Origin of the sequence: Gluconacetobacter liquefaciens, from assembly GCF_003350405.1 — a bacterium.
Taxonomy (GTDB): domain Bacteria; phylum Pseudomonadota; class Alphaproteobacteria; order Acetobacterales; family Acetobacteraceae; genus Gluconacetobacter; species Gluconacetobacter liquefaciens.
In genome coordinates this window covers 134,719-147,794 of sequence record NZ_QQAW01000001.1, presented here as the reverse complement: position 1 = coordinate 147,794, position 13,076 = coordinate 134,719, and the positions used below count along the sequence as shown (strand labels likewise).

15 protein-coding genes are annotated in these 13,076 nt (G+C 66.0%); 6 read left to right on the top strand and 9 right to left on the bottom strand.

The window, feature by feature from the left end; translation table 11 throughout:
* Positions 1-157: 157 nt before the first annotated feature.
* Both C7453_RS00720 and C7453_RS00715 read right to left on the bottom strand, forming a co-directional pair.
* Positions 158-1,576, bottom strand: coding sequence for a protein adenylyltransferase SelO (locus C7453_RS00720; protein WP_114725137.1), 1,419 nt, complete (start codon positions 1,574-1,576; stop codon positions 158-160).
* 68 nt (positions 1,577-1,644) lie between these two features.
* Complete coding sequence (locus tag C7453_RS00715; RefSeq protein ID WP_114725135.1) at positions 1,645-2,700, bottom strand: enoyl-CoA hydratase/isomerase family protein; 1,056 nt, start codon at positions 2,698-2,700, stop codon at positions 1,645-1,647.
* 105 nt (positions 2,701-2,805) lie between these two features.
* Between C7453_RS00715 and C7453_RS00710 the strand changes: the two genes are divergently transcribed.
* Both C7453_RS00710 and C7453_RS19560 read left to right on the top strand, forming a co-directional pair.
* Positions 2,806-3,300, top strand: coding sequence for a flavin reductase (locus C7453_RS00710; RefSeq protein WP_114725133.1), 495 nt, complete (start codon positions 2,806-2,808; stop codon positions 3,298-3,300).
* Between the two features lie 30 nt (positions 3,301-3,330).
* Positions 3,331-3,456, top strand: a complete 126-nt coding sequence (locus C7453_RS19560; RefSeq protein WP_255318224.1) for a hypothetical protein — start codon at positions 3,331-3,333, stop codon at positions 3,454-3,456.
* 9 nt (positions 3,457-3,465) lie between these two features.
* Here the strand turns inward: C7453_RS19560 and C7453_RS00705 are convergent, their stop codons facing one another.
* The 3 genes from C7453_RS00705 to C7453_RS00695 are packed head-to-tail and all read right to left on the bottom strand — an operon-like array spanning position 3,466 to position 6,004.
* Positions 3,466-4,281, bottom strand: coding sequence for a metal ABC transporter permease (locus C7453_RS00705; protein WP_114725131.1), 816 nt, complete (start codon positions 4,279-4,281; stop codon positions 3,466-3,468).
* Positions 4,282-4,304: 23 nt separating this feature from the next.
* Complete coding sequence (locus C7453_RS00700) at positions 4,305-5,147, bottom strand: metal ABC transporter ATP-binding protein (protein ID WP_245948675.1); 843 nt, start codon at positions 5,145-5,147, stop codon at positions 4,305-4,307.
* Positions 5,144-6,004, bottom strand: a complete 861-nt coding sequence (locus C7453_RS00695; RefSeq protein WP_245948673.1) for a metal ABC transporter solute-binding protein, Zn/Mn family — start codon at positions 6,002-6,004, stop codon at positions 5,144-5,146. Before C7453_RS00695 ends, C7453_RS00700 begins: the two co-directional genes overlap by 4 nt.
* A 233-nt stretch (positions 6,005-6,237) precedes the next feature.
* On the opposite strand from C7453_RS00695, the gene C7453_RS00690 reads away from it, so the two are divergent.
* The 4 genes from C7453_RS00690 (at position 6,238) to C7453_RS00675 (ending at position 9,096) form a co-directional block, all read left to right on the top strand.
* Positions 6,238-6,729 (top strand): transcriptional repressor, encoded by a 492-nt coding sequence (locus tag C7453_RS00690; RefSeq protein WP_114725127.1) that lies wholly within the window; start codon positions 6,238-6,240, stop codon positions 6,727-6,729.
* 109 nt (positions 6,730-6,838) lie between these two features.
* Positions 6,839-7,552, top strand: coding sequence for a hypothetical protein (locus tag C7453_RS00685; RefSeq protein WP_245948671.1), 714 nt, complete (start codon positions 6,839-6,841; stop codon positions 7,550-7,552).
* Positions 7,553-7,572: 20 nt separating this feature from the next.
* Positions 7,573-8,571, top strand: coding sequence for an asparaginase (locus C7453_RS00680; protein ID WP_114725123.1), 999 nt, complete (start codon positions 7,573-7,575; stop codon positions 8,569-8,571).
* 18 nt (positions 8,572-8,589) lie between these two features.
* Positions 8,590-9,096 carry a peptide deformylase gene (locus C7453_RS00675; protein WP_114725121.1) on the top strand — a complete coding sequence of 169 codons (507 nt, stop codon included), beginning with the start codon at positions 8,590-8,592 and terminating at the stop codon, positions 9,094-9,096.
* Positions 9,097-9,238: 142 nt separating this feature from the next.
* Here C7453_RS00675 and C7453_RS00670 read toward each other — a convergent pair whose 3' ends face one another.
* The 4 genes from C7453_RS00670 to C7453_RS00655 all read right to left on the bottom strand — a co-directional run bounded on the left by C7453_RS00670 (position 9,239) and on the right by C7453_RS00655 (position 13,075).
* The gene (locus tag C7453_RS00670) at positions 9,239-10,156 is read right to left on the bottom strand and encodes a sigma-70 family RNA polymerase sigma factor (RefSeq protein WP_245948670.1); all 918 of its coding nucleotides are present in this window, start codon (positions 10,154-10,156) and stop codon (positions 9,239-9,241) included.
* Entirely contained in the window at positions 10,119-10,577 is a 459-nt protein-coding gene (locus C7453_RS00665; RefSeq protein ID WP_114725119.1) for a carboxymuconolactone decarboxylase family protein, read from the bottom strand. The genes C7453_RS00670 and C7453_RS00665 overlap by 38 nt, the downstream gene beginning before the upstream one ends.
* Positions 10,578-10,653: 76 nt before the next feature.
* Positions 10,654-11,619 carry a nucleoside hydrolase gene (locus tag C7453_RS00660; RefSeq protein WP_114725937.1) on the bottom strand — a complete coding sequence of 322 codons (966 nt, stop codon included), beginning with the start codon at positions 11,617-11,619 and terminating at the stop codon, positions 10,654-10,656.
* A gap of 142 nt (positions 11,620-11,761) precedes the next feature.
* Positions 11,762-13,075: a bifunctional folylpolyglutamate synthase/dihydrofolate synthase gene (locus tag C7453_RS00655; RefSeq protein WP_114725117.1), complete on the bottom strand. Its 1,314-nt coding sequence runs from the start codon at positions 13,073-13,075 to the stop codon at positions 11,762-11,764.
* Between the last annotated feature and the right edge of the window lies 1 nt (position 13,076).

Sequence of the window (13,076 nt, the reverse complement as noted above, 5' to 3'; positions counted from 1 at the left end):
CTCCCTGTTCGGAGCCTGTTGGAAAATGCGCGCGCTGATAGCGATCCGACGCGCATTTCCCGACAGGCCCCGGAAAAAACTGCCCTGGAACTCCTTGCTCCACAGACGCCCCGACTGGCCCGATTGCCATGCCGGTATCCCGAATCAGGCCCGCCGGTCAGGCGGCGGGCAAGAGGGCAACCTTCATCTCCCGGATCGACGCGAGCGTGTCATCGAGCATGCTCCAGTCATCCTGGTCGGCGATCGGCTGCCATATCCGCTCCACCGCATCGATCAGCATCGTGCAGGGGACGGATCGGGAAAAATACGGACTGGAAAGATCCAGGTCCGGTCGGGCGGAATAGCCATCAATCCGTTGACGCAACGGCTCGAATTCCGCACCCGCATAGAAATGGGCATTGGGCCCGTTCAGCGCCCGATGCCTGCTCTGTGCCCCTCCATACCAGTCGAAGAACAGATTTTCAAATCCTATTCCCGATCGTTCCAGAAACGTCCATGTCGCCGACGACAGATCCCGATCGTCATTTCTGGAAATGGAAGACAAGCCAAGCCGTTTCACGATGACGTTATTCATCTCCATTTCATAACGATCAGGGAAATCGTCGAAAATCTTCTGGAGATCATCAATTTCCGTTAACGGAATCAGGCATTCCGCCAGCCGGGCCAGCGTCCACAGCACGGCCTCGGGCTGGCGCCCGAACGCATACAGGCCCGACTGGTCGAAATAGGCGGCAACGAAGGAGGGATCATATCGGGGCAGGAAGCGCCATGGACCGTAATCGAAGCTCTCGCCCGTGATGTTGATATTGTCGGTATTCAGCACGCCATGCACAAACCCGGCCCCCATCCACTGGGCCGCCAGACGCGCGACGCGGGTGCAGACGATATCGAACAGCGCCGTCGCCGCATTCCCCTCCCCATGACGGTCGGGAAAATAGGTGGCCATCACATAGTCCACCAGGCGCGTCAGGCTGGCCCGGTCTTCCAGCGCGGCAAGGCGCTGGAAAGTTCCCACGCGGATATGCGAATGGCTCAGTCGCGCCAGCACGCACGACCGGGTGGGCGAGGGCTCGTCCCCCCGTTGCAGCCGCTCGCCGGTCTCGATCACGCTCAGCGTCCGCGACGTGTTCACCCCCAGCGCATCCAGCATCTCGCTGGCCAGGATCTCGCGCACCCCACCCTTCAGGGTCAGCCGCCCGTCCCCACCGCGCGACCACGGCGTACGGCCGCTGCCCTTGGTGCCGATATCCAGCAGCCTGCCATCGCGCGCATCGCGCATCTGCGCGAACAGGAAGCCCCGCCCGTCGCCCAGGTCCGGGTTGTACTGGCGGAACTGGTGCCCGTGATAGCGCAGCGCCAGCGGCGTCGGCAGCCCGTCGGGCAGCGGGACGAAGCGCCCCAGATGCTCGACCCATTCCGCATCGGTCAGCGTCTCCAGCCCGATCCGCGCCGCCGCATCCTGGTTGCGGAAGCGCAGGATATGCGCGGGAAAGCGCGCCGCTTCCACGGGGTCATAGAACGCTTCGCCCAGCGTCAGGTGCGCGCGGGCGGGATGATAGGCGGCGGAAAACGGCATGAATCAAAACCTCGGATCGCGGATATGGGCCAGCAGCCCACACCGCATTCAGATGAAACGGCCTACGGTCACACCGGTTCGGGAAAAACCGGCAGATCCAGCGTATCGGGGCGCGGAGCGAAACAGGCTTCGATGGCCACATCCCCCAGCGCCGCGCCATCCAGCCAGCGCGGCGCATTGTCCTTGTCGACGATCTTGGCCCGCACGCCCTCGGTGAAATCGGGCTGGCGGAGCAGGTTGCCGATCAGCCGGTATTCCTGCTCCAGCACCGTGTTCAGGTCGGGCAAGCGGCGCGCGGCGTGCCAAGCGCGGAACGTGACCAGCAGCGAGAGCGGCGAAGCCTGCGCCATCGCTTCCCGGTCTTCGGCCGCCCACGCCGCGTCGCTGCGTGCCAGCCGGTCGCGAATGGTCGCAAGGTCCGGCGCGTCGTACAGCGCATTGATCGCGGCCAGATCCTCCTGCCCCTCACGCGGGGCGGCGGGCGCCAGATCCACCACTTCCCCAGCCGGCCGCCGGGCGAGGGCGCTCGCCAGCTCCGGCAGGTCCGACGCCGCCAGCATGCGGTCGGCAAAACCCGCCACCACCGCCTGCCCGCCCTTCATCCGGCCGCCGGTCAGCGCCAGGCGCAACCCATACAGCCCCGGCACGCGCGAAAGCAGGTAAGACCCTCCGGCGTCCGGCGTCAGCCCGATCGCCACCTCGGGCATGGCCAGCACGCTGCGCTCGGTCACAATCCGGTGACGCACATGCGCCCCCAGCCCGACCCCACCGCCCATCGTAATCCCGTCCATGAACGACACGATCGGCTTGGGGTATCCCGCCAGCACCGAAACCAGCCGATACCCGGCCCGGAACACACGGGCCGCCGCATCCGGCCCCACCTCCAGCGCCAGGGTATAGAGTGCTCGCAGGTCCCCGCCGGCCGAAAAGGCCCGGGGACTGGTGCTGTCGATCAGCACCGTCTCGACCCCCGGATCGTCCCGCCACGCCGCCAGCGCGGCCCCAATCCCGCGATAGAGCGTAATATCCAGCGCATTCAGCGCCTTGGGACGATTGACCGTCAGGCGCCCGAGGCGCCCCTGGCGGGAGATCAGCAGCGTATCGTCTGTCGCGTCGGTCTGCATGATGGTACGTTCCTTCCGTTTTCCCTGTCGTGATACTATGCCAGAACGATCAATGATGAAGATGTCGGCCCTACGGGAATGGACGACGGCAGGAAGGGCGCGGACATGAGTGTGGATTCCCAGACCTATCGGGACGCGATGGCGCGACTGGGCGCGGCGGTCAACGTGGTCACGACCGGCACGCTGGACGACCCTGTGGGCTTCACCGCCTCGGCGGTCTGTTCCGTCAGCGACGCCCCGCCCACGCTCCTGGTGTGCATGAACCGCACCTCGCGTGCCCGCGCGGCGTTCCACACCGGCGGGGCGCTCTGCATCAATGTACTCTCCGCCGGTCAGCGCGATATTTCAGGCACCTTCGCCAGCCCGATGGACATGTACGAGCGGTTCACCGTCGGCCACTGGACGACGCTGGCCACCGGCGCCCCGGCGCTGGAAGAAGCCGTTGCCTCCTTCGACTGCCGGATCGACCGGATCGTCGAAGTCGGCACCCACAGCGTCATATTCGGCGTGGTGGAAGCCATCCGCATCGGCGAGCCGGTGGGCGGTCTGGTCTATTTCAACCGCGCCTACCACGTCCTGCCCCACAGCCACGACCACTGACCGCCTGCCACTTTCCGGAGGACCCACGCGATGCCCGCACGCCGCCGCCAGGACCAACCGCCGATCATCACCGGGCAGGTGCTGCTCGCCCTGCATGCCGGGCTGGGGGCGACCCTGGCCCTGATGGCATGGTGGTGCTGGTCCCTCCCGTCCTGAACCCTCCGTTCAGGCCGCGTCGGCGCCCGCCCCCCGTTCGGTAAACCGCCACGCACCCGCCGCCAGATAGGCGACGGTACTCAGCGCGCTGATCCAGAACGACGCCGGGCAGTCGGTCCACCAGGACAGGGCCAACCCACCCCAGCCCGCCCCGATCGCCAGCAGCACGGACAGCACGATCCCCCATCCCGGCGTCGCCGTCAGGCGCTGCGCCGTCGCCGCCGGGCCGACCATCAGCGCAAAGACCAGCAGCACGCCGGTAATCTGCACGCATTCCGCCGTCACCACCGCGACGATGGCCAGAAAGATGGTCGAGACCAGACGCAGGTTCACACCGCGCGCCTCGGCCGTCTCGGGCTGGAGGCTGGCAAACAGCAGCGGCCGCGACAGCGCCGCCATGGCCAGCACGCATCCCGCGCCCAGCACCAGCAGCCACCCCAGCATCGCCCGGTCCACCCCCAGCACGTTGCCGAACAGCAGCGCCGTGGCGCGCGTGGCCGATGTCGTGAGAAAATGCAGGAACAGCAGCCCGCAGCCCAGCATGCAGGACAGGACCAGCCCGATCGTGACATCCCGTCCATGCGTGGTGCCCCGTCCGCCCAGCCCCATGGCCACCCCGGCCAGAACCGTGGCCCCCATCAGACCCCAGAAAGGCGGCATCCCCACCAGCAGCGCGCCCGTCGCGCCGGCAAAACCGACATGCGACAGCGCATGGCCGGCAAAGCTCTCGCCCCGCAGCACCATGAAATAACCGACCAGCCCGGACAGGATCGCAACGATCCCCGTCGCGGCAAAGGCATGGCGCATGAATTCGAAGGCGAACATGCCCGGATACTACCCTCGACTGCTCAAGACTGAACCACCCCGTCGGCCACCACGAAAATGCGCCCGTTCGCCCGGATCACCTCGACAGGGACGCCATACAGCGCACTCAGTACCGGGCCGGTCACCACCTCGTCCACCGTACCCAGCCGCGCCGCGCCGCGCCCCACATACAGCACCCGGTCCATCACCCCCAGCAACGGGTTGAGATCATGGGTGGAAAACAGCACCGCAATACCGAGCTGGCGACGGATACGATCCACCAGCGCCACCACTTCCCGCGCGCGATGCGGGTCGAGGCTGGCCAGCGGCTCATCCAACAGCAGCAGCCGGGGCCGCCCCAGCAGGGCCTGCGCCAGCAACAGCCGCTGGCGCTCGCCACCCGAAAGATGGTCGATCGGCCGGCGGGCCAGATGCGTGGCCCCCACAAGGTCCAGCACCCGGTCGATCTCCATCGCGTCATGGCGGCGATGCCGGCCGGGCCGCCAGTCGCAGGGCAGGCCCCACCGCTCGCCATGCAGGGCAGCGGCGATAAAACTGCGCCCGTCCAGGCGCGGCGCGGAGCGCGCCGGAAATTGCGGCAGATAGCCGATATCGTGGTTGCCGCGCCCAACCGGCCGGCCAAAGACCGCAATCCGCCCGGCCGATACCGGCACCACGCCCAGAATGGCGCGGATCAGGCTGCTCTTGCCCGCCCCGTTCGGCCCCAGCATGCCGACAAAGGCCCCGGCCGGCACGGTCAGGCCGACATCCGAGAGGATCGTGCGCTCGCCAATGCGCAGCGTGACCTGCGCCATATCGACCGGCGGCATGGCGGCAGAGTCCGGCGCAGGCGCCGGGCCGCCGCAACACGCATCGTGCCCGTTCATGTCGGCCCCCCAGGCGGAGCGTGGGCCAGCGCCTGATCCAGACGATCCAGCATCCCGGCGATCCAGTCCTGATAGCGCATGCCGGGCGGCAGGCTCTCGCCGACATGCAGCACCGGAATCCCGGCCCCCTGCGCCAACTGCTCCAGCCGGTCGGTGGCCGGACCCGTCGTCTGCTCGTTCAGGATCAACATCCGCACCCGCCGATCCGTCAGGTCCCGCTCGAACCCGGCAACCTCCGACGGGCCGGGGTCGGTGCCGTTCATGACCGCCCGCTGAAAATCGCCATCATGCATCGTCAACCCGATCTGGCGCGTCATCAGGCCGAAAATCGGTTCGGACGCGGCAACCGGCACCCCATGATAACGCGCCCGCAAACGGTCGATCCGCTGTTCAAGCGGCCCCAGCGCGTCCAGGAACTGTTGCAGACGGTCCTGCAACGCCGCCCGGCGATCGGGAAGGATCGCGCCGCAATCGGCGGCAAACGCCGTCGCGACGGCACGGACCATCGTCAGGTCATACCAGAAATGGGCGTTCTCGCCGTCCCGCCAGCCCACCAGCGCCGCCACGTTCAGCACCACCGGCCGGTCAGCGTTTCCGCTCCCCTCCATCAGCCGGTCGAGCCATCCGTCATATCCGCCCCCATTGGCGATCACGATCCGCGCGGTCCCCAGTCGCCGCCCATCCATCGGGCTGGCCTCGAACGCATGCGGATCAGCCGCCGGGTTGGTCAGGATACTGCTCACCGTTACATCCGGCCCCCCGACCTGGCGCGCGATATCGCCCCACACCGCTTCAGCAGCCACAACGGCAACCGGACTGTCGGCATGGGCCGACCACGCGCTCAATACCATCAACATGACAGCCATCAGCCACACGCACATCAGGCGCATCACACCCAAGCGGGAACCACGAAGCGAAAATATGGGGTCAGCAGACACGCGATCAGCCGTCAGCAGGAGGGTTGGCAGGTCAGGACACGTTATAATGTAACATATTTGGAGCCTTCATATAACGCGCTTTCCGGCGTATGGAAACCAGGGAGCCGCGCAGGCGGCATCTCTGCACAGATCGGGGGCATGGCGCGGCAGGCATGGCGGCAACGATTTTCGCCGAAAAGACCGAGACTCGGCTGGATAATGCCGAGCGCTTGTGCGCCGCGCATGGTTCGCGGCTGACCGATCTTCGGCGCCAGGTGCTGGGCCTGGTGCTGGAGGCCGCGCGCCCGGTCGGCGCCTATGACCTGCTGGACGGCTTGCGCGCCGACAAGAAGGGCGCCGCCCCACCCACGGTCTACCGCGCCCTCGATTTCCTGCTGGAAGAGGGGCTCATCCACAAGATCGAGCGCCTGTCGGCCTTCGTCGGCTGCACCCATACGCTGGATGGCAGTCATGCCGAAGCCGGCCATCCTCACGCGGCGCAATTTCTGATCTGTACCGGCTGCGGTCAGGTGACCGAACTGGACGATCACGGCATCCTGCATGCGCTGGTCGACGCCACGCGGCATATCGGCTTCACGGTGCGCCATTCGACCGTCGAGGCAGAAGGGCTCTGCGCCGCCTGCCGCGACGTCGCAACAGCATAGGCACGACGGGCGACTTCAGACTTCACGGCGAACGGCACGACTGAGGATTATGGTGAGAAACGGTTACAGGGTCAGGCCGACCGGCCTGACGACCCGGAATTCGGAACGCATGATCTTCCGGATCGACGACATCCAGGGGCGACCGCGTGCCCGGATCGCTGCAAAAGACGGCCCCCAGGCCCTGGCGCTGTTCTGGCAGCGGCGCGGCCGGCAGATCCTGGCCGAAAGCCTGCCCGACCCTGACCCCGTAGCCACCCTGCGACGGAATTTTGCCATGGCACGCATCCTCCCGGATACCGCCGAACTGCCGCTGCCCGAGCCTGCGCCCACCCGTGCGCCCACCCTCCCCACACCCCGCCGGCCCCGCGCGCCCCGTCCGGTGCGCGACGTGGCTGAGGCCGGGCAGAACGACCTGTTCGCATCGCCGCTCCCCGCCCCCCCGCCGGAGGCCGAGCCCCCGCCCCCCCGGCGGCAGGTCACGCATCTGGACGCCGAGACCCTGCAACTGGCCCGCGTCCATTATCGCGGCCTGCAAGCGTCCGACCCTGCCGACAGCTATCTGTACCACATCACAACGACCGAAAATGCCGAAGCCATGCTACGCGACGGCCTGGTCATAAGCCGTCGCCACCCCCTGCTGCTGACCGAACGCGGCGGCGTGCCCTACTGGCTGTCGCTGGTGGGCGACGACGACGATGCCAGCGAGACCGATATCACTGTGCTGCGCATGAAACGCTTCATGATCGACGACCTGATCGAGGACGATCCGGATTCAAGCCGCAGTTCAGGCAACCCGAGCTACTTCCTGACCGGCAACACCTGACCCCTAAGGACGACGCCCCAATGGACACAGCAATCGCCGAGATCGAGCGCGGCGGCCGCGTCGAATCCCGCCATGCCGGTACCGCCGTGGTGGTGGATGCCGATGGCGACGTCGTGTTCGCGCTGGGCGACATCGCGCTGCCGACCTACCCGCGTTCGGCGGTCAAGGCCTTCCTCGCCCTGCCGCTAGTCGAAAGCGGCGCCGCCGAGCGACTGGGCCTGGATGACGAGGAACTGGCGCTGGCCTGCGCCTCGCACAACGGCGAGCCCGCGCATGTCACGGTCGCAGCGCGGATGCTGGGTCGGGCAGGGCGTAACGTCGCCTGCCTCGAATGCGGCACCCACTGGCCGACAAACGCCGACGCCGCCCACGCACTGGCCCGCTCCGGCGGGGAACCCAACGCTCTGCATAACAACTGCTCCGGCAAACATGCCGGCTTCGTCTGCCTGGCCTGCGATCAGGAACAGGATCTGGCCGGCTATATCCACCCCGCCCATCCGATCATGCGCGAGGTCACGGCCGCTCTGGCCGACGTGACGGATGCGGCACACGGCGAAGACAATCGCGGCATCGACGGCTGTTCGATCCCGACCTACGCCATCCCGATGCGCGCCCTGGCCCACGGCTTCGCCCGCTTCGGCACCGGCCACGGCCTGGGCCGCGAACGCGCCCGCGCGGCAGCACGGCTACGCACCGCCGTGGCCAATGCGCCTTTCATGGTCGGCGGTAGCGGGCGCTTCGATACCGTGCTGATGCAGGCGCTGGGGTCGGCCGTCTTCAGCAAGATGGGCGCGGAGGGCATCATGGCCGCCAGCCTCCCCGAACAGGGCCTGGGCATCGCGGTCAAATGCCATGACGGTGCCCCACGCGCAGCGGAAGTCGCCATGGCCACCCTGCTGATGCGCTTCCTGGGCCCCGAAGCCCGCGACCACACCGTGCTGCGCGATCTGGCAACCCACGACATCCGCAACTGGAACGGAATGACGGTCGGCCGCGTCCGCGCCGCGCCCTTCATCTGAGCCTGGGGAGGCGTCGGAATGCCTGCCCGCCCGATCGTCATGTTTCCCGACCAGCGCCTGCGCACGGCTGCCGAGCCCGTCACACAGTTCGACGCCGCGCTTCGCACACTGGCCGCCGACCTGTTCGACACGATGCAGGCCGCGCCCGGCATCGGCATCACGGCGCCGCATATCGGCATGGCGCTGCGCGTCGTGGTGCTGGACCTGCGCGACACATCGGGCGCACGCACCTACATCAATCCGGAGATCATCTGGGCATCCGACGAGACGATCCAGCATGAGGAAGGCAGCGTTTCCATGCCCGGCGTCACCGAACAGATCGAGCGCCCGGCCAAGGTGCGCGTGCAGTACCAGGATCTCGACGGGCAGAACCAGATCGAAGAATCCGATGGCCTGCGCGCAATATGCCACCAGCACGAAATCGACCAGTTGAACGGCATATTCTGGATACAGCGCCTCTCCGCCCTGCGTCGCACTCGGCTGGTAGCCCGTTACGAAAAATCCAGGCGTGCCAACTCAAGATAAGCTTTCAGGCCATTACAAGACCGCGAGAGATCTTCTTTTTCTGAAGAAAAAGAAGCAAAAAGACTTTTATTCTGTCAGGGAAATCGGAACTGGAGACCGCATATGTCCTGAATAGATCATAATTTTTTCAAAACAACGAAGATCACTCCTTTATTTGAATCCCCCGCAGCTTATCAGGATTACGCACGACATAAACCGCAACGACATGCCCCCCGCGCCACGCCAGGGTCGTTACCTGCGGCAGACCGTCGTCCTCCAGGGTGACGAATCCAGGCTCCCCATTGATCAGCCCCCGATACAGAACCGGCGGAACCCGATATTGGCGCTTACGGGCAAGACCGACGAACAGTCGGCTAACTTTCCCAATTCCTTCAACGATTTTCCGGGCAGCAGGCCGAACGCCGCCACCGTCGGATACGAAGCGGACATCCTGGCTCAGGAGGGTACGCAAACCCGTTTCGTCCCCCAGACGGGACGCCCGTAGAAACGCTTCGGTCAGCTTCCGGCCAGCCTCCCGATCCATGGGATGTCGGGTACCGGGCTGCCGGAGGTGTTTGCGGGCACGAGACGCCATCTGGCGGCAGGCGGCCTCGCTCCGCTGCAACAAGTCCGCCAGTTCATCAAACGACATTTCAAAAAGATCATGTAGGATAAAAGCCGCACGCTCGGTCGGCGACAGGGTCTGAAGCGCACACAGGAACGCCATGGACAGATCCTGCTCCCGCACATGCTGCCGGATCTGGGGCGCATCCTGCGTATCAAGAACCGGTTCCGGCAACCATGGGCCGACATAGTGCTCATATCGGTGCGCGGAAGACCGCAGCCAGTCCAGGCAAAGTCGCGTCATCACCCGAACCAGCCAGGCGCGGGGATGCTCGATCGTATCGGGTCCGGCGGCATGCCAGCGCAGGAACGCATCCTGCGCCAGATCCTCCGCAACCGACAGCGACCCGGTCATACGATAGCCGATGCCGATCAGGTCCGGCCTGATCGCCAGAAAACGGGCGGTCGTTTCCGTAACGTCAGGCATGCGGGCCGGATAACGGGCGCGGCTGGGCACGGAACCCGATGGCGATCCGGTTCCAGTGATTGATCATGCCGATGACGAGCGTAAGCTGAACGATCTCCTGATCCGTAAAGTGAGCGCGCAGACCGTCGAAATCCGTATCCGGTGCATGGGTTTCCGCCACCAGGGTCAGCGCCTCCGCCCATGCCAGGGCCGCGCGCTCCCGGCCCGTATAGAAGGTCGTCTCACGCCACGCCGGCAACAGGACGATCCGCCGCATGTCTTCGCCCGCTTTTTTCATGATCGTGGCATGCATATCCAGGCAGAACGCGCAGCCATTGATCTGCGAAACCCGCATCTTGACCAGTTCGATCAAACCCAGGTCCAAACCAGAGGTTTTGAGAACGTCCTCAAGCTCCAGCATCTTTCCCAGAAGGGCGGGAGCGGTCGCAAAATAATCCAGTCGCGGGGTCATGATCGTCATCCTGCAAGGTGTTTGTCATAAGACGAAACAGGAGACGGGTTTGTGACAGGCCGGATGGCCAGAACCGTCACACGATGAACGTATCCGCATACAGCGCCAGCACGCCGCCCACATCGACATCCACCGCCACCGCGCGGGACGGGGCATCGTCCCAGGGCGGCGCGGGCGGCCCGGGCTGGCAGACCGGCTTCTGGATCGTCTGCCCATCGGCCAACCCACCGCACACCACCCGGACCGGCCCATGCCGCAGCGTGAACAGATGCGGCGCCAGAACCTGGATCACCGCCAGACTGTCATGGGCGAAAATGCCGGCCAACCCGCGCGAGAGTTCGTGGAAGCCCTGATAAAAACGCGACACCGCCCGCAGGAAAGCACCATCCGGCCCGCCGCGTTCTTCCAGATGGTCCAGATAGGCGGCATCCATCACCACCTGTTGCGTCACATCCAGCCCCAGCATCGCAACCTTCCACGGCGCGGTCATCACCAGGTCGGCCGCCTCGGGGTCCGACAGGATATTGGCTTCGGCCACCGGCGACACATTGCCACTATGGCCATGCGTGCCAAACGCGCCCCCCATCAGGCTGACGCCCGCCACGAGTTCCGCAATACCGGGGTCATGCCGCAAGGCCAGCGCCAGATTGGTCAGCGGCCCGATGGCGATCAGCGTCACCTCGTGCGGATGTGCGCGCACCATATCCACGATCACCTGCCAGGCAGGGCGCGGATCAATTGTACGAGCCAGTTGCGCCGGCGGCATCAGGTCGCCCAGCCCACTCGCCCCATGCACATGTGGCACCCCGGCTCCCGCCGGGCGTACCAGCGGCGTAGCCGCGCCCATCGCCACAGGCACATCCAGTTCCAGCCGTTCGGCCAGCCACAGCGCGTTGCGCGTTACGGTGTCGATGTCCAGATTGCCATGCACCGTGGTCACGGCCAGCAGGTCGAATTCCGGCCGCCGGGTCAGGAAACACAACGCCATCGCATCGTCCACGCCGGGATCGGTGTCGAAAATGACCTTGTGACGGTGTGTCATCGGGATGCCCTCAAGAATGTTCTTTTTGAAAAGAACCAAAAAACTTTGACCCGATCAGGGACATCACATGTCCCCAGCACAAGGCTCCCGAACGAATAAAAGTCTTTTTGCTTCTTTTTCTTCAGAAAAAGAAGACCCTACCTCACTTCGCGACCCAGCCGTCCTGCGCCAGGACAACCCCCGCCAGATACAGGCTGCCGCAGATCACCACCCGCCCCGGACCATCCGCCTCTTCCGCCAGACGCGCCAGCGCGGCCCGCACGGTAGGGCCGGGCATGGCGCGGCCTGAAGACGCCGCCACGATCGCCTCAACCGGCAAGGCGAGATGCTGCCCTGGCTCCGCCACCGCCTGAACGCTGGCGGCACGCTCCAGCAAAGGGGCAAGAAAGCCCGTGGCATCCTTGGTCTGCTTCATGCCGACGACCAGATGAACCGGCCGATCCGACCAACCAGCCAGCATGTCGGCCAGCGCGTGGCCGGCACCGGGATTATGCCCGCCATCCAGCCACACTTCCCAGCCCGGCGGCAGCAGGGCGGCCAGTGCGCCATCCAGCCGTTGCAGACGGGCCGGCCATTCGGTGCGGGCAATGCCCGCCCACGCGGTTTCCGGCACCGCCAGGCCGCTGGCCCGCAACGCCGCCACCGCCAGCCCGGCATTATCCACCTGATGCGCCCCCGGCAGGCCAGGAGCCGGCAGGTCCAGCACACCCAGCGCGTCCGTATAGCGCACGCCGCCGGACACCGGCATAATCTCCCAGTCCTCGTCGCGCACAAGCAGGCGCGCCCCGCATTCCGCCGCCCGGGCACGCAGAACCGCCATGGCTTCGGGCGCCTGATAGCCGGTCACCACCGGCACGCCGGGTTTCATGATTCCCGCTTTTTCGGCAGCAATCGCGGCCAGGCTGTTGCCGAGAAAGGCTTCATGATCCATGGAAATCGACGCAATGGCGCAGGCAGCAGGCCGGGCAAGAACATTGGTGGCGTCGAAACGCCCCCCCAGCCCGACCTCGATCACCGCCAGACGGGCAGGATGCCGCGCGAACAGCACGAAGCCGGCAGCCGTCAGCACTTCGAACACCGTGATCGGCGCACCGTCATTGACGCGCTCGACCTCCTCCAGCACCGCCACCAGTTCCTCGGTCGAGACGATACGGCCGGCAACGCGGAAACGCTCCGTCACGTCCACCAGATGCGGCGAGGTCATGACATGCGCCGGCCAGCCGGCAGCCTCGCCGATGGCCCGCAGGTTGGCGCAGGTGCTGCCCTTGCCATTGGTGCCGGCAACATGGATCACCGGCGGCAGATGATTTTCCGGATGACCCAGCCGCCCCAGCAAAGCCTCCAGCCGACCCAGCGACAGGTCGATCAAGGCTGGATAGAGCTGGTTCAGCCTCTCCAGAACCGCGCCGGCACGGCCGACGAATTCAGGTCCCAGCGCCGTCGGCGAACTGTTCATC